19 protein-coding genes are annotated in these 21,444 nt (G+C 33.5%); 17 read left to right on the top strand and 2 right to left on the bottom strand.

The annotated features are described in order from the left end of the window. Window positions 1-402 precede the first annotated feature (402 nt). The 5 genes from gltB (at window position 403) to B0A68_RS04370 (ending at window position 10,633) form a co-directional block, all read left to right on the top strand. Window positions 403-4,917 carry a glutamate synthase large subunit gene (gene gltB / locus B0A68_RS04390; protein WP_035684437.1) on the top strand — a complete coding sequence of 1,505 codons (4,515 nt, stop codon included), beginning with the start codon at window positions 403-405 and terminating at the stop codon, window positions 4,915-4,917. A 94-nt stretch (window positions 4,918-5,011) separates the two neighbouring features. Then, the gene (locus tag B0A68_RS04385; RefSeq protein ID WP_035684439.1) at window positions 5,012-6,466 is read left to right on the top strand and encodes a glutamate synthase subunit beta; all 1,455 of its coding nucleotides are present in this window, start codon (window positions 5,012-5,014) and stop codon (window positions 6,464-6,466) included. Between the two features lie 849 nt (window positions 6,467-7,315). Beyond that, the gene (lysA, locus tag B0A68_RS04380) at window positions 7,316-8,608 is read left to right on the top strand and encodes a diaminopimelate decarboxylase (RefSeq protein ID WP_262486748.1); all 1,293 of its coding nucleotides are present in this window, start codon (window positions 7,316-7,318) and stop codon (window positions 8,606-8,608) included. 182 nt (window positions 8,609-8,790) lie between these two features. Continuing rightward, window positions 8,791-9,210 carry a hypothetical protein gene (locus B0A68_RS04375; protein WP_035684441.1) on the top strand — a complete coding sequence of 140 codons (420 nt, stop codon included), beginning with the start codon at window positions 8,791-8,793 and terminating at the stop codon, window positions 9,208-9,210. Window positions 9,211-9,472: 262 nt separating this feature from the next. After that, window positions 9,473-10,633, top strand: coding sequence for a DUF1624 domain-containing protein (locus B0A68_RS04370; RefSeq protein WP_035684442.1), 1,161 nt, complete (start codon window positions 9,473-9,475; stop codon window positions 10,631-10,633). Between the two features lie 179 nt (window positions 10,634-10,812). Here B0A68_RS04370 and B0A68_RS04365 read toward each other — a convergent pair whose 3' ends face one another. Then, window positions 10,813-11,262 carry a hypothetical protein gene (locus tag B0A68_RS04365; protein ID WP_035684443.1) on the bottom strand — a complete coding sequence of 150 codons (450 nt, stop codon included), beginning with the start codon at window positions 11,260-11,262 and terminating at the stop codon, window positions 10,813-10,815. Window positions 11,263-11,477: 215 nt separating this feature from the next. On the opposite strand from B0A68_RS04365, the gene B0A68_RS04360 reads away from it, so the two are divergent. From B0A68_RS04360 to B0A68_RS04305, 12 genes are all read left to right on the top strand, one after another. Further along, a complete protein-coding gene (locus B0A68_RS04360) occupies window positions 11,478-11,927 on the top strand; it encodes a hypothetical protein (RefSeq protein WP_035684444.1) in 450 nt (149 codons plus the stop codon). 93 nt (window positions 11,928-12,020) lie between these two features. Beyond that, window positions 12,021-12,971, top strand: coding sequence for a tetratricopeptide repeat protein (locus tag B0A68_RS04355; RefSeq protein WP_035684445.1), 951 nt, complete (start codon window positions 12,021-12,023; stop codon window positions 12,969-12,971). 119 nt (window positions 12,972-13,090) lie between these two features. After that, complete coding sequence (locus B0A68_RS04350) at window positions 13,091-13,456, top strand: hypothetical protein (RefSeq protein ID WP_035684446.1); 366 nt, start codon at window positions 13,091-13,093, stop codon at window positions 13,454-13,456. 35 nt (window positions 13,457-13,491) lie between these two features. Further along, the gene (locus B0A68_RS04345; protein ID WP_035684448.1) at window positions 13,492-13,896 is read left to right on the top strand and encodes a hypothetical protein; all 405 of its coding nucleotides are present in this window, start codon (window positions 13,492-13,494) and stop codon (window positions 13,894-13,896) included. 8 nt (window positions 13,897-13,904) lie between these two features. Beyond that, window positions 13,905-14,624 carry a M949_RS01915 family surface polysaccharide biosynthesis protein gene (locus B0A68_RS04340; protein WP_035684449.1) on the top strand — a complete coding sequence of 240 codons (720 nt, stop codon included), beginning with the start codon at window positions 13,905-13,907 and terminating at the stop codon, window positions 14,622-14,624. Window positions 14,625-14,717: 93 nt separating this feature from the next. Beyond that, window positions 14,718-15,083 (top strand): hypothetical protein, encoded by a 366-nt coding sequence (locus tag B0A68_RS04335; RefSeq protein ID WP_035684450.1) that lies wholly within the window; start codon window positions 14,718-14,720, stop codon window positions 15,081-15,083. 128 nt (window positions 15,084-15,211) lie between these two features. Then, a complete protein-coding gene (locus B0A68_RS04330) occupies window positions 15,212-16,393 on the top strand; it encodes a hypothetical protein (protein WP_035684451.1) in 1,182 nt (393 codons plus the stop codon). 134 nt (window positions 16,394-16,527) lie between these two features. Next, window positions 16,528-16,854, top strand: a complete 327-nt coding sequence (locus tag B0A68_RS04325; RefSeq protein ID WP_035684453.1) for an ArsR/SmtB family transcription factor — start codon at window positions 16,528-16,530, stop codon at window positions 16,852-16,854. Next, the gene (locus tag B0A68_RS04320) at window positions 16,844-17,344 is read left to right on the top strand and encodes an SRPBCC family protein (protein WP_035684454.1); all 501 of its coding nucleotides are present in this window, start codon (window positions 16,844-16,846) and stop codon (window positions 17,342-17,344) included. Before B0A68_RS04325 ends, B0A68_RS04320 begins: the two co-directional genes overlap by 11 nt. A gap of 115 nt (window positions 17,345-17,459) precedes the next feature. Beyond that, window positions 17,460-18,188, top strand: a complete 729-nt coding sequence (locus tag B0A68_RS04315; RefSeq protein ID WP_035684456.1) for a hypothetical protein — start codon at window positions 17,460-17,462, stop codon at window positions 18,186-18,188. A 48-nt stretch (window positions 18,189-18,236) separates the two neighbouring features. Further along, window positions 18,237-19,106 carry an alpha/beta hydrolase gene (locus B0A68_RS04310; protein WP_035684457.1) on the top strand — a complete coding sequence of 290 codons (870 nt, stop codon included), beginning with the start codon at window positions 18,237-18,239 and terminating at the stop codon, window positions 19,104-19,106. A gap of 1 nt (window position 19,107) precedes the next feature. Then, window positions 19,108-19,800 carry a GNAT family N-acetyltransferase gene (locus tag B0A68_RS04305; RefSeq protein WP_035684459.1) on the top strand — a complete coding sequence of 231 codons (693 nt, stop codon included), beginning with the start codon at window positions 19,108-19,110 and terminating at the stop codon, window positions 19,798-19,800. A 14-nt stretch (window positions 19,801-19,814) separates the two neighbouring features. Here the strand turns inward: B0A68_RS04305 and B0A68_RS04300 are convergent, their stop codons facing one another. Next, window positions 19,815-21,350 carry a YifB family Mg chelatase-like AAA ATPase gene (locus B0A68_RS04300; RefSeq protein WP_035684460.1) on the bottom strand — a complete coding sequence of 512 codons (1,536 nt, stop codon included), beginning with the start codon at window positions 21,348-21,350 and terminating at the stop codon, window positions 19,815-19,817. Between the last annotated feature and the right edge of the window lie 94 nt (window positions 21,351-21,444).

The following is a 21,444-nucleotide window of genomic DNA, read 5'->3' as shown; positions in this document are numbered from 1 at the left end:
TCTGGTTCTGAATTTAGTTCAGAATAAAAGTGCGACAAAAATAGCAAAATTCAACTTAATAGTAAAATCTTTTTTAATTAAAAAATATGTCAGATCTATATTCTAACGATAATCTGATTCAAAGAAAATAAATCGTTAAACAATTGCATGCAAAAAGTTAACAGAAAGAGGTAATATAGTTTGAGATTTAACAAAAACATCAACAATATCAATAGCTCAGAGACGATTTTTCTTAATATATTTTAAAGCCTATTGTGATTTTGTCAATTCGCAATGCTTTCTAGAATATTATTATCAATTAAGAACCGTTTTTCTACTATTACAACAAAAATGTAAGCCAAATGATAATTTCAATACATTATGTTTAACGAAATCTTTATTTTTGTAGAAAAAATATCAAGAATGAGAGTTAAAGAACAAGGGCTTTATCTGCCTGAATTTGAACACGACAATTGTGGTGCAGGATTTATTTGTAATTTGAATGGTATTAAGTCAAATGATATTATTCATAAAGCATTAGATATCTTAATAAAATTGGAACATCGTGGTGCCGTTAGTTCTGATGGAAGAACGGGAGACGGAGCTGGAATTTTATTTGATATCCCTCATGATTTCTTTAAGAAAGTATGTGATTTTGAAATCCCTGAAACGCGTGAGTATGCAGTAGGAATGGTTTTTTTACCAAAAAGCAAAAACCAGGTTTCTTTTTGCATCAATGCATTTGAAGCGACTATCAAAGACCAGAACTTAAAGGTTTTAGGTTGGAGAGATGTACCTGTTGACGTAGAAAATTTAGGACAGATTGCCGCAGAAAAAGAACCAACAGTTAAACAGGTTTTTGTTAGCAAAAACGGTCAAAATTTAACTGAACAAGAATTTAATGCAAAACTTTTTGCAGCTAGAAAAATTGCTGAACATGCCGTAAGAGGATCTAAAACTTCTGAAAGCCACATGTTTTATTTTACTAGTTTATCGACAACTACTATAATATATAAAGGTCTCTTGATGCCGGAAGACATCAGCCGTTATTATATAGATTTAAAAGATCCAGACCTGGTGACGCGTCTTGCGCTTGTTCACCAGCGTTTCTCTACCAATACTTTCCCTTCTTGGGACTTAGCGCAGCCGTTTAGATACATGTGTCATAATGGTGAGATTAACACACTTCGAGGCAACGTAAGCCGTATGCGTGCTCGTGAAGAGCTCATGGAAAGCAAAGTTTTTGGCGACGATATAAAAAAATTATTCCCAATTATCTTAGAAGGAAAATCAGATTCTGCTTCTATGGATATGGTGGTTGAGCTTTTATTAATGACTGGTCGTTCATTGCCGGAAGCGATGATGATGGTCGTTCCTGAAGCTTGGGAAAAACACCAGACTATGTCTCCTGAGAAAAAAGCATTTTACGAGTTTAATGCTTGTATTATGGAACCTTGGGATGGTCCGGCTTCGATTCCGTTTACAGATGGTAACGTAATTGGTGCTTTACTAGACAGAAACGGATTGCGTCCTTCTCGTTATACTTTAACAAAAAGCGGATTTGTAATCATGTCATCAGAAATTGGTGTACTGGATATCGATCCGGAAGATGTAATTCAGCACGGTCGTTTAGAGCCAGGAAAAATGTTCTTGGTTGATATGAACGAAGGTCGTATTATTGAAGATGAAGAAGTAAAAAAAGCGATCGTTACAAAACGTCCTTATAAAGAATGGTTAGATGCCAATTTATTGCCTTTGGCTAATATTCCTTATACTAATAATCCAACTCCAGTTGAGAAATTAGATTTCTTAACGAGACAAAAATTATTTGGTTACACAATTGAAGATTTAAAAACAATCATCAACCCGATGGGTGGACAGGGAGCTGAAGCCATTAGTTCTATGGGTAACGATACACCTTTGGCCGTATTATCAGAACAGCCGCAATTGTTGTATAACTACTTTAAACAATTATTTGCTCAGGTTACCAACCCTCCGTTGGATGGTATTCGTGAAGAAATTATTACGGATATCAGTTTAGCAATTGGTGGTGATTTCAATATTTTTGAAATCGAATCTAAGCAGTGTAAAAAACTAAAAATCCAAAATCCGGTTATTTCAAACGAGGATTTGGACAAAATAAGAAACATTGATCATGCAGATTTCAAATCGGCTACGATTTCTACTTTATATAAAATAGAAAAAGGAGTTAACGGTTTAGAACGCGCACTTGAAAAATGTGTTCAGGCAACTTTTAAAGCTGTTTCTGAAGGATGCAACATCATCATTTTATCAGACAGAGGAGTTAGTGAGCAATTAGCTCCAATCCCTATGTTATTGGCTTGTTCTTACATTCACCACTCATTGAATATTTTACAGGTTCGTTCTAAATTCGGAATCATAATCGAATCTGCAGAACCGCGTGAACCGCATCATTTTGCGTTATTGTTCGGATACGGTGCAAGTGCAATCAATCCTTATATGGTAAACGAAATCATTTACGATCAGGTTGAGCAAGGATTCATTACTGGAGTTAAAGCCGATTATGCAGTTGTAAACTACAATAAAGCGATTGCAAAAGGAATCGTTAAAATCATGAACAAAATTGGTATCTCTACATTACATTCGTACAGAGCTGCTCAGATTTTCGAGATTTTAGGTTTAAACAAAACATTTACCTCTAAATATTTCCCTTACACTCCATCAAGAATCGAAGGAATTGGTTTAATGGAAGTGGAAAAAGAAGTAAAAAAACGTTTCCAAAAAGCATTCCCAAATTCAAAAATTGCAAACTTGCTTTCTCTTGAAATTGGAGGTATTTACAGATGGAGACGCGGTGGTGAAAAACACATGTTTAACCCAACGACTATTTCTAAATTACAACAAGCGGTTCGTTTAAACAGCCCTGAAAGTTATAAAGAATACTCTAATGCCGTTAACGAGCAAAGCTCAAACTTAATGACCATTAGAGGTTTATTCGAATTCAACAACTTAGATCCAATTTCTATTGACGAAGTAGAACCTTGGACAGAAATTGTAAAAAAATTCAAAACTGGTGCAATGTCTTACGGATCTATTTCCAGAGAAGCGCATGAGAATTTAGCAATTGCAATGAACAGAATTGGCGGAAAAAGTAATTCTGGAGAAGGTGGAGAAGATCCAAAACGTTTCCAGAAAGAAATTAACGGAGATTCCAGAAACAGTGCGATCAAACAAGTTGCTTCGGGACGTTTTGGTGTTTCGATCAACTATTTGACAAACGCTAAAGAAATTCAGATTAAAATGGCTCAGGGTGCAAAACCCGGAGAAGGTGGTCAGTTACCTGGAGAAAAAGTGGTGCCTTGGATTGCAGAAACCAGAAATTCTACTCCTTATGTAGGTTTGATTTCGCCTCCGCCTCACCACGATATTTACTCAATCGAAGATTTATCTCAGTTGATTTATGATTTGAAAAATGCAAACCGTGAAGCTCGTATTAACGTAAAATTAGTTTCTGAAGTTGGAGTTGGAACCATCGCTGCCGGTGTTGCCAAAGCAAAAGCTGACGTGATCCTGATTTCAGGTTATGACGGAGGAACTGGTGCTGCACCATTAACATCTTTACAACACACAGGTATTCCGTGGGAACTTGGTTTAGCCGAAGCGCAGCAGACTTTGATTTTAAATGATTTAAGAAGCCGTGTAGTTTTAGAATGTGACGGACAGTTAAAAACAGGTCGTGACGTTGCAATCGCAGCTTTATTAGGAGCTGAGGAATTTGGTTTTGCAACTGCACCGCTTGTGGCTTCTGGTTGTATCATGATGAGAGCTTGTCACTTAAATACTTGTCCGGTTGGTATTGCAACTCAGGATCCTGAATTGAGAAAAAATTTCAAAGGAACTCCAGAGCACGTCATCAACTTCATGTATTTTATTGCTGAGGAGTTAAGAGAAATCATGGCGCAGCTAGGTTTCAGAACTTTAAAAGAAATGGTAGGTCAGTCACAAAAATTAAATGTGAACAAAGCGATCAAACATTATAAAGCAAATGGTTTAGATTTATCACCAATTCTATACAAACCGGAAAAAGCTAAAACAGAGCCAATTCACAATACTACTACACAAGATCACCAACTTGAAAACGTATTGGATTTTGACATCATCAAAGAAGCAATTCCGTCGATTTACAGAAAAGAAAAAACAAGAGTTACCTTTAAAATTAAAAATACAGACCGTTCTGTAGGTGCCATTTTGAGTAATGAAATCTCAAAAATATATGGTGCACAAGGATTACCTGATGACACTATTTTAGTCGATTTTGAAGGTTCTGCCGGACAAAGTTTTGGTGCTTTTGCAACAAACGGATTGTCGTTTAAAATTCACGGAAACTGTAATGATTACTTAGGAAAAGGTCTTTCTGGAGGAAAACTAATTGTAAAAGTACCTCCTACTGCAACTTTTAAACCAGAGGATAACATCATTATCGGGAACGTTGCCCTTTACGGAGCTATTACCGGAGAGGCTTATATTAATGGTATTGCCGGAGAGCGTTTCTGTGTAAGAAATTCTGGAGCAACAGCAGTTGTTGAAGGAATTGGAGATCACGGATGCGAGTACATGACCGGAGGTACAGTGGTAGTTTTAGGAAAAACAGGAAGAAACTTCGCAGCTGGTATGAGCGGCGGTGTAGCTTATGTTTACGATCCAAATCAGAAATTCGATTCGACAGTATGTAACATGGAAATGGTTGCATTCGATCCGCTGGAAGAAGAAGACGTTACAAAACTAAGACGATTGATCAAAAATCATTCACTATACACAAGCAGTCCATTAGCAAAAAGAATTTTAGCAGACTGGGAAAATCAACAGAAACACTTCGTAAAAGTAATGCCGACTGATTATAAAAAAGCATTACAACGAATTGCAGAAGAGAAAAAAATAGAAGAATTAATAGCTTAATTAAAAGGTTCTGAGATACAAAGGTGCAGAGGTGCTAAGTTTTTTTACTCACCTCTCACATTTTACAACTCACAACTAAATTTATTTAAATGTCATGGGTAAAATAGGCGGATTTAAAGAATATAACAGAGCCGACGAAAGTAATCTAGCAGTAGCAGAACGTGTTTCTAACTACAACGAATTTACTATTCCGTTAGCAAAAGATAAAATAAAAGAACAAGGTTCAAGATGTATGGATTGTGGTATTCCTTTTTGCCACAGCAGTTGTCCGTTAGGAAATTTAATTCCAGACTTCAACGACATGGTGCATCAGGAGGAATGGCAAGGCGCGTTAGAGATTTTACAATCTACTAATAACTTTCCTGAATTTACAGGTCGCTTATGCCCTGCTCCGTGTGAGAAATCATGCGTATTAGGAATCATCAAAGATCCTGTAGCAATCGAAAACATTGAGAAAAACATTATTGAAAGAGGTTTTGCAGAAGGATGGATCAAACCACAGCCGCCAAAAACAAGAACTGGCAAAACAGTTGCCGTTATTGGTTCAGGACCTGCGGGACTTGCAGCAGCACAACAATTAAACAGAGCCGGACACACGGTTACTGTTTTTGAAAGAGATAATGCAATTGGAGGTCTATTACGTTACGGAATCCCGAATTTCAAATTAGAAAAAGAAATTATCGACAGACGTGTGATTGTTCTTGAAGCTGAAGGAATCACGTTTAAAACTAACGTAAATGTTGGAGTTAACTTTAGCGTAAGCGAATTAGATTCTTTTGATTCTATCGTTTTATGCGGAGGAGCAACAGAAAGAAGAGGTTTACCAACAAAAGGAGCTGATAGTAAAGGCGTTGTTCAGGCAATGGATTTCCTTACACAGCAGACTAAAGTTTTATTTGGAGAATCAATTCCAGATCAGGTTAAAGCGACTGGTAAAGATGTTATCGTTATTGGTGGCGGCGATACAGGTTCTGACTGCGTTGGAACATCAAACAGACACGGTGCAAAATCGGTAACTAACTTTGAGATTTTACCAAAACCTCCAGTTGGAAGAAGCGAGTCAACACCTTGGCCTTTCTGGCCTTTGCAGTTAAAAACATCTTCTTCTCACGAAGAAGGCTGTAACAGAAACTGGTTAATCAATACTAAAGAATTTATTTCTAACGATAAAGGTGAATTAACCGGATTAAAAACTGTTGAAGTTCAATGGAAAATGACTCCGGGACAAAGACCTGAATTAATCGAAAAAGAAGGTTCTGAAAAAATCTGGCCTTGCGATTTAGCTTTATTAGCACTTGGATTTACAGGTCCGGAGAAAACATTAAGCGAGCAATTAGGTATCGAAACTGATTTTAGAAGCAATTATAAAGCACATAATTATCAGACAAACGTTCCTCACATTTTCACTGCTGGTGATATGAGAAGAGGACAATCATTAATCGTGTGGGCTATTTCAGAAGGTCGTGAAGCAGCAAGAGAAGTAGATTTGTTCCTAATGGGCTCTACCAATCTGCCTACTAAAGGAAAAGGAGATTTACCGAGCTTATAATCTTAAGGTTCTGAGGTACTAAGATGCTATCCCGAAGCCTCGGGACTAAGTTTTTTTCCTTGCATATTATTTAATCTTTATTCCGATAAACAACATAACTACTAACAAACCCTTGAATTAATATTCAGGGGTTTTGTTTTTTTTAGCCACAAATTGCACAAATTAAATAGATCTTTTTGCCACGAATTACACGAATTTTCACGAATTTCTTTTTTTGTCCGATTTCTATTTCAAACATAGCCCGTGGTTTCAACCACGGGAACGCAATACATAATTATGCTCATCCGTAACGTTTCCCGTGGTTGAAACCACGGGCTATGTTTTATAAATTTTGCGAAAAATCTAAAATTAAAATTTGCGAAAATTTGCGACTCGAGCGATAGTGAACAGGCGCAGCAAATTTGTGGTAAAAAAAATCCCCATTTTGAAGTAACGTTTCCAATAGTTGAAACCACGATTATGTTTTATAAATTTTACAAAAAATCCAAAATTAAAATTTGCGAAAATTTGTGACTCAAGCGATAGCGAACAGGCGCAGCAAATTTGTGGTAAAAAAAATTCCCCCATTTCGAAGCATCACAATTGGCATTTTAATAAACATAGTTCCCGCTTTCGGCTTTATCTCTCCGTTCTACTGCGAGGATACTGCCTCTATCGGGGCTAAATCCAAACATTTGGCTTCTTTTAAAAATCGGGACAAAAACCCATTAACCAGTTTAATCTGTGGCATAAACTTAGTCCCGATGCTTCGGGATAGTAATTTAGCAACTTTTACTAGGCACGCATGGTAGTTTTATAAAAATTTGATTTAAGTCGATTTTTGTTTAAAATTAAACATTTTGTTATAATTTGTTATTTTTCTACAAAAAATTTGCCGTTACTCAAAAGTGTAATAACTTTGCCCAAAATGATTTAAAAATGCAAGCAAAAGATTTACTGCAGTTAGCAGACCAATTTGGAAGTCCATTGTATGTTTACGATGCCGAAAAAATCCAATCTCAGTACAACAGATTAACTAAAGCTTTCTCTAAGGTAGAAAACTTGAGAGTTAATTACGCCATGAAGGCATTGTCAAACGTTGCGATTCTTCAGTTATTAAAGAACATGGGGTCTGGTTTAGATACTGTATCAATTCAAGAAGTTTTATTGGGACTTCATGCTGGCTATGAACCTGAAAAAATCTTCTTTACACCAAACGGAGTTTCACTTGAAGAAATCGAAGAAGTGGCCGCAATGGGTGTACAAATCAATATTGATAACTTATCTATTCTGGAGCAATTCGGAACAAAATATCCTCAAATTCCGGTATGTATTCGTATCAATCCACACGTAATGGCGGGAGGAAATGCTAATATTTCTGTGGGACATATCGATAGTAAATTCGGAATTTCGGTACACCAGATTCCGCATATCTTGAGAATTGTAGAGAATACAAAAATGAGTATTGTTGGAATTCACATGCACACAGGATCTGATATTTTAGATATCGAAGTATTCTTGTATGCTGCTGAAATTTTGTTTGATACGGCAAAACACTTTAAAGATTTAGAATTTTTAGATTTCGGAAGCGGATTCAAAGTTCCATACAAAAAAGACGATATCGAAACAGACATCGAAGAACTTGGTAAAAAACTATCAAAAAGATTCAATGCTTTCTGTGCAGAATATGGCAGAGATTTAACGTTGATTTTCGAGCCAGGAAAATTCCTAGTGAGTGAAGCAGGTTTCTTCTTAGCAAAAGTAAACGTAGTAAAACAAACAACCTCAACAGTTTTTGCCGGAGTTGACAGTGGTTTCAACCACTTAATTCGTCCGATGTTTTACGGTTCACAACATTATATCGAAAACATCTCGAACCCAAAAGGAAAAGAGCGTTTTTACTCGGTTGTAGGATACATTTGCGAAACAGATACTTTTGCCAACAACCGCAGAATTTCTGAAATTACCGAAGGCGATATTTTAGCTTTCAGAAACGCAGGAGCATATTGTTTTTCAATGGCTTCAAACTACAATTCAAGATACAAACCAGCCGAAGTGCTTTGGAAAGACGGAAAAGGAATCTTAATTCGTCAGCACGAAACATTCGAAGACTTACTTAAAAATCAAATTCCACTGCCAGAAGAAATTGCTGCGACAGTTTAAAATAAAAAAAAAGAGAATATCTATTGAATCCCGTTTCTTAATTGAGGCGGGATTTTTTTTATTGTAGATTTCTGATTTTAGAGTTTAGATTTCAGATTGGTAAACGTCTGTCGGGCTGAGTGAATCTAATGCAGAAAAAATAAAAATTATCTCTCTATATTTGTCTTTTTAAATTAAAAACAATGAGACTTTTAAAATCCTTATATCCTTTTTTGTTGTTATTATTAATAAGTTGTAATACTCAACCTCAAAAGCTTTCAGCCATTCATGAAACAATCGAAGTATCATATGTAAACTGGGCATGTGATTGTGCAAATTTCATTGAAACAAAATTTTACAAATCAAATTTCAATTATCAAATTAAAGAAACAGATTGTATCTTCATTGAACCATCTAATGACAATAATAAAATTCCTAATGCATTTTACAGAAAAGGAAATTTTGATCATTATCTAGAACTCACTGGACAATTTTATAATGACAAAGGAATTCCTTCATCTTACGAACAAAAGACTACCGAACAACAACTTAAAAAAGCGAAAGTTTTTAGGTATGATTCTTTTAAACTTATAAAGAAAAATAAGAATCAATTTTCAAATTAAAATTAAAATCTAATTCCCTCACCACTTGTTTTTTCAATGTAGATTTTGAAACGTTTGTCAGGCTGAGCGAAGTCGAAGACTCGTAAAATAACCACAACATTTGTAATTTTGAAGAATGAGAAATAACAAACCCGACAGGTTTTAAAAACCTGTCGGGTTTACTAGCAAGTAAAATAAGGAAAAACTAAAATCGATAAAGTAACTTTATAAAAACTTAAAAATATTTTATTAGATTTACTTTAACTATTTAAAAATCAAAACCATGAAACGACAGCCATCTATAGACATAGTCCGCGGCATTGTAATGATTATTATGGCTCTTGATCATGTTCGGGATTTGCTGCATATAGATTCTATTACACAAAGTCCGACGGATCTGGCAACTACTACACCTTTGCTGTTTTTTACACGTTGGATCACCCACTTATGTGCGCCAATTTTTGTTTTTCTGGCAGGAACCTCGGTTTATCTTTCCCTTCAAAACAATAATAATATTGCCCAAACAAGACAGTATTTATTAAAAAGAGGTTTTTGGTTAATAGTTGTTGAATTTACTATTTTCAATTTTGGATTGTTTTTCGATATTGGTTTTCATACCCTATTATTCGAAGTGATAGCCGCAATAGGTTTCGGTTTTATTATTTTAGGATTGCTGTTAAAAATCCGTTCCAAAATATTGGGAATTATCGGATTGATCATAATCTTTTGTCATAATCTCTTACCACTTATTCCATTTGCAGAAAACTCGATTTTGAAAGCCGTTTTATCACCATTTTTTAGTCCAATTGTAATTCCGTTTTCCGGAAGAGCTTTTATTATGGGATATCCTCCAATTCCCTGGCTGGGCATTATGCTGGTTGGTTTTGCAACGGGTAAATTCTTTGCACTTGAAGAGGAAAAAAGAAAAAAACTATTTGTAAAAATTGGTCTCGGCACTTTGGGCTTATTTATCGCCATTCGGTTTATAAATATTTATGGTGATCCGGTTTTATGGGCAACACAGAAAGATGCTGTCTTTACATTTTTGTCTTTTATGAATGTCACCAAATATCCGCCTTCACTCCTGTTTTGTCTGATAACTTTAGGAGTTTTGTTTTTACTGCTTGCTTTTGCAGAACAATTTCAAAACGGAATTAAAAAAGTGGCTTTAGGTTACGGAAAAGTGCCTTTGTTTTATTTCATCGTTCATTTTTATGTCATTCATATTCTCACTTTAATTATGCTTTTTTCTCAAGGTTTTAACTGGACGCAATTTGAATTTGCTTCGGGAACTTTTGGAAGACCAAAGGGTTTAGAAAGTGGTTTATCACTTTGGGCAATCTATCTGATCTGGATTTTTGTCGTGGCTTTACTTTACAAACCTTCTAAATGGTTTGGAAAATATAAAACTGAAAAGCAGCACTGGTGGTTGAGATATATTTAATTTACAGCTATGCAGATACTGAAATTAAAGACTTCTAAAAAATAAATTTATAATCTAGCCCCGCTGGAAGTGATATCCTCTTATGCTGGTCCCGAGGCTTCGGGAGAGAAATAACATGATTGCGAAACTTTGTCAAAGTTCTATAGTGAATGATATCATTTTCAGCTAAACTCTCAGGCTTATTTTGCTATTTTAAGCCTTATCTTTTGCATCATTATTCTATTATCTTTAAAAGGATAAACGTTTCTTACATCTTCCCACTGAGAATTTTTCTTTAAAAGAATTGTGAAATTTCCTAAATCAAACCAAATCTCAAATTCAATGTATTTTGATTCGGCTTTGTTTACCTTAACCAAATATTGATTTGATTTTTCGGTTTCTACAATTTCGAGCAAACCATTTACAGGGATCAAATTAATATCGTTGTCAAGAATAAAAGTGTTTTTCAAGTCTGGAATTATTGTAAATAGAATTTTAGTTTCTCCTACTTTTAATTCAGGAAATTCTTTAAATTCAGGATACCAGCTTTTCAAAATAACATGTGGTTTTCTTTGCAGCCGTATTGTATCCTGTGCTCTAATATTAGTAAAAAGAAGAAATGTTATTCCAAAAGCTAAAATTAATCTCATCGTTTTCTATTTAATTTCCTGATAATACTTTTGCGTACCAAGACTGCAAGGTATAAAATTGACTCGTTTAAACTTAACCAAAGTAGCATCTTTTTATTTCATCCTGCAAAATTCAGGAAACATTGTGTTAGATTTTTTTACTATTTCAAACCAAAATGAAATTCCATTAACTCAAATAAAAATATTATTTTAGCCATATCCAAACCTAAAAATCAATGAAATTTACGATTCCACTATCTGTATTATTCCTCTTACTTACTACCAATTTATTCAGCCAGACTCTTGCCGATTTAAAACTAAAACCGAAAGAAATTCCAAAAGGATACACTGCTAACGACGGTCAGATCTGCGTTAATCCTCAGGCTTGCAATTTTTATACTGATATTGAAACCTACAGTAATATTGTGGGAACTGTAAAAAGCAAACAAATTCAAAGTTTTAAAAATAAAGGTGACAGCGGATCTATCATGTATTTTGAATTTGAACACACCTTTAAAGGCGATAGATTTCTGCAAGGATTATTATGGGGAAAAGAAGGCCAGCCCACTGATGAACGCCCGGAAGAATATCTTGCAAAAGGAAAATTCCTGATCATCTGGAGTTTTCGCCCAGACAGTAAAATAAAAGAAAAATCAGAAACTAAAATAGAGGCGATTTTGCAATAATCATGGACTACATCTCTCCTTCTGAATTTATCAAATAAGAAACTAATTAAGCTGAAATATGATCCAAATAAACCAAAAACAGACCGTTAGTAAATGAAGCAAATCATTCTACATCTATTACTTATTATTTTTACTTGCAATTTTATAAATGCACAAAAAATAAAAAAGACAGAAACTATTGTAAAAAGCACTGATCCTTTAGATTTTAGACAAACGGCAGAATATCAATTAAATGTTGCTGATGTTCTTGACAGTACAAAAATTTCAAAAAAAAATATAGAACTTGTAAAACAAATAATGCCGTTACTTGAGAAAGAAGAAAACGAAAAGGCATATCAATTACTGAATTCTATTGACGAAAAAGATAAAAAAAATGAACTTCTAATTTTACAAGCTATTTTAGAACTAAATATGGATCAGCTGGCCAGTTCTTCGAGTTCATTATCAAAATATCTTCCTTATGCTTCCAATGATTCTATAAAAAGTTCTATATATTATATGTTGGGCACTATTGATTTAAAAAGGCTTTTTAAAATTAATGCAAATCAAAATTTCGAAAAATCATATGAACTAGATAAAAAAAATTATAGAGCAGCAATGATTTTAGGCTATACTAATCAAGAGGAAAAAAATATAGAAAAAGCTATTTTTTATTATGAAAAAACAACAGAAATCAATCCTAATCTTAATAATATTTGGAATGCTCTAGCATGGCTTTATCAACAGGCTGGTCAGCATGAGAAAGCAAAAAAAATATTTAGCAAAATTATTAAAGACGAACCTAACGAGCCTTTACCTTATAATAATCGGAGTTACTCTAATTTACAATTAGGTTTTACCAAACAAGCATTAGAGGATGTCAATAAATCGATAAAACTTCGTCCTGAAAATTCATATGCCTTTAGAAACAGGGCTCTAGTTTACATTAAAATGAAAGATTCTAAAAAAGCGTGTATCGATATTGAAAGCGCTTTTAAATTAGGTTATAGAGCAAAATATGGATCTGATTTGGATACGATTCAGGTAGAAAATTGTAAAAATTGAGATAATTTAATTGTATAAAAAAACATCAAAATTAATTAGTAATTCAATCAACACGAAGAATAATTTAATCCAAGCTTCATTTTTAATTCGTAATTTCGATAAATTAAAAAATAAACTAAATGAAACCACAAATAAGAATCCTCCTTTACTCTATACTGTTCTTTTTATATCTTACTTCAACCCACTTTCTACTGTCGCTGGGCGAAATATTAAAAACAGATCCGTATATAACTTTGGGCTGTGGTTTTGGTGTTTTAAATCTTATTTATGCTTTTTTAGCTTTAAAGTGGAAACCTCTATTAAATATATTATGCTCTGCTGGAATTGCTGCTTTGGCTTTATTTTTAGCTTTAAAATTTACCAATTTACATCTATTTTTAAAATATGATCCGTATCAGGTTAAAACCGCAATATTTACCAATGCCGTTTTATCTATTATATTTTGGGAAATTGTCTATCAGGTAAAGATTAGAACCAAATTTTAGTATTTAATGCTGAATATTAAATTGGAATAAAAATAATGAATAAAATTTACAACTATAGTTTCCTGATTTATCGGACAATTTTAATTCTAATTCTTCCCGTATTACTCACAGGAAGATTTCTTGCTGGTGCTGCAGGTCATAATCCGCCGCTAAAAATAACAGATTATTTTACATTTGCTTTTATTATTTTTACAGCAGCCTTATTAATCGTATTTAAACAAATAGATAGAAAAAAAACGACGGTTAAAAATTCAATCCGAATTATCATAGTACTATTGGCTGTGGTTAATATTTTATTTTTTTTTAATACATTATATGATATTTGGCATCCTAGAGATCAAATATTTGGAAACGAAGAAACTATCTTTACTGTAATTTTCTCTTTATTTATTGCCCTGCTGTCTGTTCTTGTGACAGGATTAATTAAAAATAAAATTTAATTATTACTATGAAAATCAGAATTTTACTCCTTCTCTCTTTAATTACAATATCTTGTAAAAAAGAATTAAAAACAGACGCTTCTCAAATTTCAGAAAAAGATACATTGCAAGTTTCTCCAAGCAAAGAACCTTTTACGTTAACAGTAAACAAAATAGATTCTACACAATTTCCGAGTTCAATAAAATACGAAGGTTTTGTAAAAAATGCCGTTCGCTGGAAAGATAAACTGGGCGATAATATTGTAATTACCACCGAAACCGGATATTTTGTAAGCAGCAAATTTAAACACGAATCTGAGAATAGTTCTGATGCCGAATTGTTTGTATATCATTATATAATGTCAGGAAATAAAGCGCAGCAAACCTGGAAAATCTACGATTACATTGCAGATTGTCCAGTAGACATTACAGCTTCGTTTGTTAAAAACACTTTTCAGGTTACTGACTTAAATAATAACGGAATTGCAGAAGTGTGGATCATGTACAAAACTGTCTGTCATGGAGATGTAAGTCCCTCTAACATGAAAATTATTATGTATGAAGGAAAACAAAAATACGCAATGCGAGGCGAAAATAAAGTTCAGGTTGGAGTTTTGGATAATGGAAAAGCACAATATATAGGAGGCGAATTTAAGTTTGATGAAAATTTCAAAAAAGCGGAAAAAGCCTTTAAAGATTTTGCTCAAAAATTATGGAACAAAAATTTAATTGAAAAGTGGGAAGACTGATAAATTGTGTTCTTCAAAAATAATTCGTAATAATTTTCTTTCTGATTCAGAAAATTTCTAAATTTATATTTAGAAATCCTTAATCTATTCAAAATGAGAAAATTAATTTTAGCATTTATCTTTTTACTGGGCTTAACAGTACATGCACAAACTTCTAAAGAACTTATAGGAAAATGGCAATTGGTAAAATGGACAAAAAACGGAAAAGAAAAAAACATTCAGGAACATTTTAAAACAGATCAGGTTTTTCAGATTTTTAACGAAAATGGGGATTTTAACAGCCTGATTGGCGAAGAATCTCATAAAGCAAAATGGGAATTATCTAAAGACAATTCTGAACTTACTATTGTTTCTGTTCTAATTCCGGTAAAATTTAAAATCGATTATTTTGACAGCCAAAAACGTATCATTACCTCTCCTCAGGTAGGAACTTTTGAGTACAAAAAAGTGACTGAATAGTTGGTTTTCTAATAAAAAAGCAAATAACGTTAGGAAAATATCTCGCTCTGACACTCAAAATAATTTGGAAAAAGGCATAGCTGTTGAAAGTTAAAAAAGATATATTTACACCTTCAAACGCTATACTTATGCAAAAAATTACTTTACTGGTTTCGATCTTATTTCTAGCGGTTTCCTGCGGTGTAAAAACTACCCAGTCGCTTCTGAGTGACGGTGATTATGATGGTGCCATAAACCGTGCTGTCGAGGCTTTGAAAACCAAAAAAGACTCTAAAGGAAAACAAGATTATGTGTATTTACTCGAAGAAGCCTTTGCAAAAGGAAAAGACCGAGATTTACGAAATCTTGAGATGATGGAAAAAGAAAAAAATCCTGTCAATCTCGAGCGCATCTATACTACTTACATCCAATTAAACAAACGTCAGGAAAAAATCAGGCCAATATTACCGCTTCAGTTATTAAAGCAGAATAGAACTGCTCAATTTCAGTTTGATAATTATTCGGATCAGATTGTAAACAGCAAAAACGATTTATCTAAATATTTGTACGACAACGCGCAAATTCTTCTAAAATCACCAAATAAATTAGATGCCAGAAAAGCATATGATGATTTGAGTTATGTAGAGAGCATTAACCCAAATTATAAAAATGCCAAAAAACTTATGGCTGATGCAGAATTTAAAGGAACTGATTTTGTAAATGTTTATGCCACAAACGAAACCAATATGGTGATTCCGAAACAGCTGCAAAATGATTTATTGGACATCAGCACCTACGGATTAGACGACAAATGGACGGTTTATCACAGTGTTAAACAAAAAAGTATTGCGTACGATTATGGGCTGATCGTAAATTTTAGAGAAATATACATTTCGCCGGAACAGATAAAAGAGAAAGAATTTATTAAAGAAAAACAAATTAAAGACGGTGTTAAAACACTGGTTGACGGCAGAGGAAATGCAGTAAAAGACAGTTTGGGGCGCCCGATAAAAGTCGATAATTTTAAAACAATCAAAGTCAACATTTACGAGTTTAGACAATATAAAGCGTGTCAGGTGACAGCAAAAGTAGATTATGTAAATTTAAAATCGAATGAGTTACTGCAGTCTTTTCCTGTGGCCAGCGAATTTATTTTTGAGAATGTTTATTCTACCTACCGCGGTGACAGAAATGCCTGCGACGAAAGTTATCTGGGCTATTTTAATAAACGCGCCGTTCCGTTTCCTAACAACGAGCAGATGGTTTTTGATACTGGAGAAGATCTCAAAGTCAAGCTGAAAAACATTATTGTCAGAAACAGATTTAGATAAAAATTTATAATCCCATTTGTACTTTCAAATGGGATTTTTTTTGAATTATATTAAAAAGTTTGAAAAAAGTAATTACGCAACCAAAAAGTTGCTTATATTTGCAACTAATTGATTGCGCATTAAAATAAATTAGAATGAAAAGAGATATATTTCAGGCAATTGCAGACCCAACAAGAAGAGCCATTTTGGTATTGATTTCCTCTACTGCATTGACACCAAATGCAATAGCTGAACAATTTAAAACTACCAGACAAGCTGTTTCTAAACATATAAAAATATTGAACGAGTGTGATTTATTGGAAGAAAGAAAAGAAGGAAGAGAAATTTTTTATCAGCTAAAAATAGATAAAATGAAAGAAATAGATAAATGGTTAGAGCAATTTAAGGAAATCTGGGAAAAACGTTTTAACCAACTGGATCAAGTATTAATAAATTTAAAAACTAAAGAAAATGAAAACTAATCTTGAAATGGATTTTATCGTAGATAAAGAAAACAACACCGTAAATGTAAAACGCGAATTCAATGCACCATTGTCTAACGTCTGGGCTGCCTGGACAGAAGCCAAAATACTGGATCAGTGGTGGGCACCTGCTCCATGGAAATCCAGAACGAAAAGCATGGATTTTAAAGAAGGCGGGCGCAGATTGTATGCAATGGTTGGTCCCGAAGGCGAAGAACACTGGGCAATTGCAGATTTTACTTCAATTAGTCCGAAAACAAATTTTAAATATCTGGACGCTTTCAGCGATAGCGAAGGAAATTTAAACACCGATTTTCCACGTTCTCAATGGGATGTGAATTTTTCTGAGCAGGGAAATTCTACCATTGTTAATATCAGCATTAAACATGATAAACTATCTGATTTAGAGAAAATTATTGAAATGGGTTTCAAAGAAGGGTTTACAATTGCTATGGAAGGCTTGGACGAAATTTTTGCTTCTCGAGCATAACAATTTAATTTCTGTATATACAAATCCTGTCTTATTTAAGACGGGATTTTTTTTTCAATCTTGTGAATTTTAATTTGTATTTTCGGTTTCCAAAATCCCAAGTCATTTTAAAAAAATGTTTTCAATACTAAAAAATCTCCATCTCTTTTTTGTTTCGGTAATTGCAATAATATTCACATTATTTTTAAATTATGTAATTCTGTACTTTTTTCCTGAAATTAAGTTTTATCAATATTTCTTGTTGCTTCTGCTTTATCTCTTTTCTATTTTAGGATTTACTTATAAAAAAAGACAAGAAGTCATTAACAATAAAATAATCATCGAAAAAGAAGATGGTCAATATTTTATGTATCAAATACCTAGCATTCTAAATTATAAATTTACAATCGTGATTTTCATTTTCACCCTTTTTGTAGGTTGTTTGTCTTTTACATCAAACAAAACCGAACTTATAATTGATAATGGCTACAGCAAAAATATTGAAGTCGTAATTAATCATAAAGATACGATAATTGTAAAGGCCAATTCCTTCGAAAAAATAGACATAATTCGTGGTCCGCTAAATTTAGTTTACAACCAAAAATCTCATAATTTTAATACATCGAGTCAAAAATATATTTTAAATATTGATTCTAAAAACACTTACATAAGTACTAATACACTTTATACAAATGAAAATCAAAAAACAATTCCAAAACAATATGATACAAATGCCACTATAATTAATAGTGAATTTTTTCTAAACGATTTTTACTTTGTTTTCACAGATCCTGATGATCAAATATTTTCGGATAAACATAAAGATTATGAAGTCAAAAAAGTGCTTTTAAGACTGAAAAAATAAATTGATCTTCTTGAAAAACAAGAACAATGCAATCAACAAAATATAAAAATGAATAAATACATTACCCTTATTTTTTTACTTTTTTCATCAACTTTAATTTTCAGTCAAAATAATATATCAAAAACTGCAGCAACCAGCAAACCTTTTGTTTTAGGTGTTATTGATGAAATTCAGTCGAAAGAATTAAAAGAAAAAAGAACACTAAACATATATTTACCAGAAGGTTATAAACCTGAAGATGCCGTAAAATATCCTGTTATTTACTTACTTGACGGCTCTGCAGATGAAGATTTTATTCATATTTCGGGTTTAGTGCAATTCAACAGTTTTGAATGGATCAATCAGGTTCCTAAATCTATCGTTGTCGGAATTGCAACGGTAGACAGAAGAAGAGATTTTACTTTTCCGACTGCCGTAGAGAAGGACAAAACTCGTTTTCCAACAACAGGACATTCGGATCAATTTATTGCTTTTATAGAAAAGGAATTACAGCCTTTTATAGACAAAAAATACAAGACAAATGAATCTAAAACTATTATTGGCCAATCTCTGGGAGGTTTATTGATTACAGAAATATTGTTTAAAAAACCATCTCTTTTTTCTAAATATGTAATTGTCAGTCCAAGTTTGTGGTGGAATAATGGTTCGCTTTTAAATGAAGATTCAATTATTTTTAAAGACAATTTTGCACAGCAGACTGAAATTTATATTGCAGTGGGAAAAGAAGGATTAACTCCGACAGAGATTCCGAGACTAATGGAAGTTGATGCAAATTTATTAGCCGAAAAAATTAAAGCTTCAAAAAGCAAAAATCTAAAAGTCTATTTTGATTACCTGCCTCAGGAAAATCACGCCACAATTTTGCATCCGGCAGTTTCAAACTCTTTTAAGTTTTTTTATCCTCAAATAAAATTATAAAATGAAGATTACAGAAGAAAACAGATTAGACAATCCTGTTTGGAATTCATTATCTGAAAACCACGAGAAATTTGCTTTAGATTATAACGGAACCAAATTTTATGATCCGGCTTATTGTCCGTTTGGAGGTTTTTTAGATCTTGAAAGCACTTTAGAATCTGTAGAAAAATATGCTTTTTTGAGCGAAAATTTCTTTGTTGTTGGAGAAAAACCTAAAATTGCTGACACTTTGAAAATAGCAAAAGAATTGGTTTGCCTTCAAATGATTATTCGTGAAAAAGTTCAAATATCGTACGATAATGAAATCATTAAATTAATCGAAGAACATCAACAAGAATTATTTGATTTGGTAAATTTGGTTCAACCTGGATATTTTAAAAACAAAACTTTTTTGTTAGGCAATTACTACGGAATTTTCAAGGATAAAAAATTAGTATCTGTTGCCGGCGAACGAATGAAAATGAACAACTTTACCGAAGTCAGTGCTATTGTAACTCATCCGGATCATACAGGAAATGGTTATGCCAAACAATTGACTTCGTACGCTGTAAATACTATTTTTAATGAAAATAAAATTCCTTTTTTACATGTTATAGAAACTAATCTCGGCGCCGTAAAACTATATGAGAAACTAGGTTTTGAAACAAGAAGAAAGATGAGTTTCTGGAATATTTCTAAAAATGATTTATTTTAATTCATTTAAAATTATTACCCCAGCCATCCTTCCCGATCCAGACTTCTATATTGAATGGCTTCTGCGATATGCTGCGAAATAACTTTTTCCGAATTGTCTAAATCGGCAATTGTTCTGGATACTTTCAAAATCCTGTCGTACGCCCGAGCAGAAAGATTCAGCCTTTCCATTGCAGTTTTCAGTAATTGTTTAGACTGTTCGTCTAATGCGCAAAACTCCCGAATTAATTTACTGCTCATTTGGGCATTGTAATGTATGTTTTCGATTTCCTGAAATCTTAATGTCTGAATTTCACGCGCTGCTGTAACTCTTTTGCGAATCTCAACACTGCTTTCTGCTTTTCTGTCGTCGGCTAATTTTTCGAACGGAACTGGTGTAACTTCAATATGAATATCTATTCGATCTAATAGCGGACCGGAAATTTTACTCATATAACGCTGCATTTCATGCGGCGAGGAAGTATTCGGCATACCCGGATCGTTAAAAAAACCACTTGGACTCGGATTCATACTCGCTACCAGCATAAATGAAGATGGATAAGTAACTGTAAATTTTGCACGAGAAATAGTTACTTCTCGATCTTCTAACGGCTGGCGCATTACTTCAAGAACATCTCGTTTAAATTCTGGCAATTCGTCTAAAAATAAAACACCATTATGTGCCATTGAGATTTCTCCCGGCTGTGGATAACTCCCTCCTCCTACCAAAGCTACATTTGAAATAGTATGATGCGGACTTCTAAATGGTCTTTGATTCATCAAACCAACTTCCTTAAGTTTTCCTGCAACGCTGTGAATTTTGGTAGTTTCGAGTGCTTCTCGCAAAGTCATTGGCGGTAAAATACTCGGAACTCGTTTGGCCAGCATTGTTTTTCCTGCTCCGGGCGGACCAATTAAAATAATATTATGTCCGCCCGCAGCTGCAATTTCCATACAGCGTTTGATGCTTTCCTGCCCGCGAACATCTGAAAAATCAAATTCTGGAAAATCTAAGGTTTTGTAAAACTCAGCGCGTGTATCGATAACGGTAGGTTCGAGTTTCCTTTTTCCAGAGAAAAAATCTAAAACATCCTGAAGATTTTCTACCCCGTAAACATCTAATCCAGCAACAATCGCTGCTTCTTTTGCATTTTGAATCGGAAGAAAAAAACCTTTATAACCGTCTTCTTTTGCTTTTATAGCAATAGGCAGAGCACCGCGAATGGGCTGCAGACTTCCGTCTAAAGAAAGTTCGCCCATAATAATATAATCTTCTATTTCGGGAGCATTTATCTGATTTGAAGCTACTAAAATTCCCATTGCCAGAGTCAAATCGTACGCAGAACCTTCTTTTCGTAAGTCGGCGGGCGCCATATTAATGGTTATTTTTTTGCCAGGCATTGCAAGACCGTTATTTTTTAAAGCCGCTGCAATTCTGTAACTGCTTCCTTTTATGGCATTATCCGGAAGTCCAACTAAATGATAACCAATTCCTTTATCCATATGAACTTCAACCGTAATTGTTGTTGCTTCTACTCCAAACACAGCACTTCCGTAAACTTTTACTAACATAAATCTATCTTAAAAGGAAATAGTAAAAGTATTTAAATAAGTAGAAAAAAACGTATTTTTTGTAAATATTTTATTACAATAAATTAATTGATAA

This window comes from Flavobacterium reichenbachii, from assembly GCF_002217435.1.
Lineage (GTDB): Bacteria > Bacteroidota > Bacteroidia > Flavobacteriales > Flavobacteriaceae > Flavobacterium > Flavobacterium reichenbachii.
This window is presented reverse-complemented; position numbering and strand designations above follow the sequence as displayed.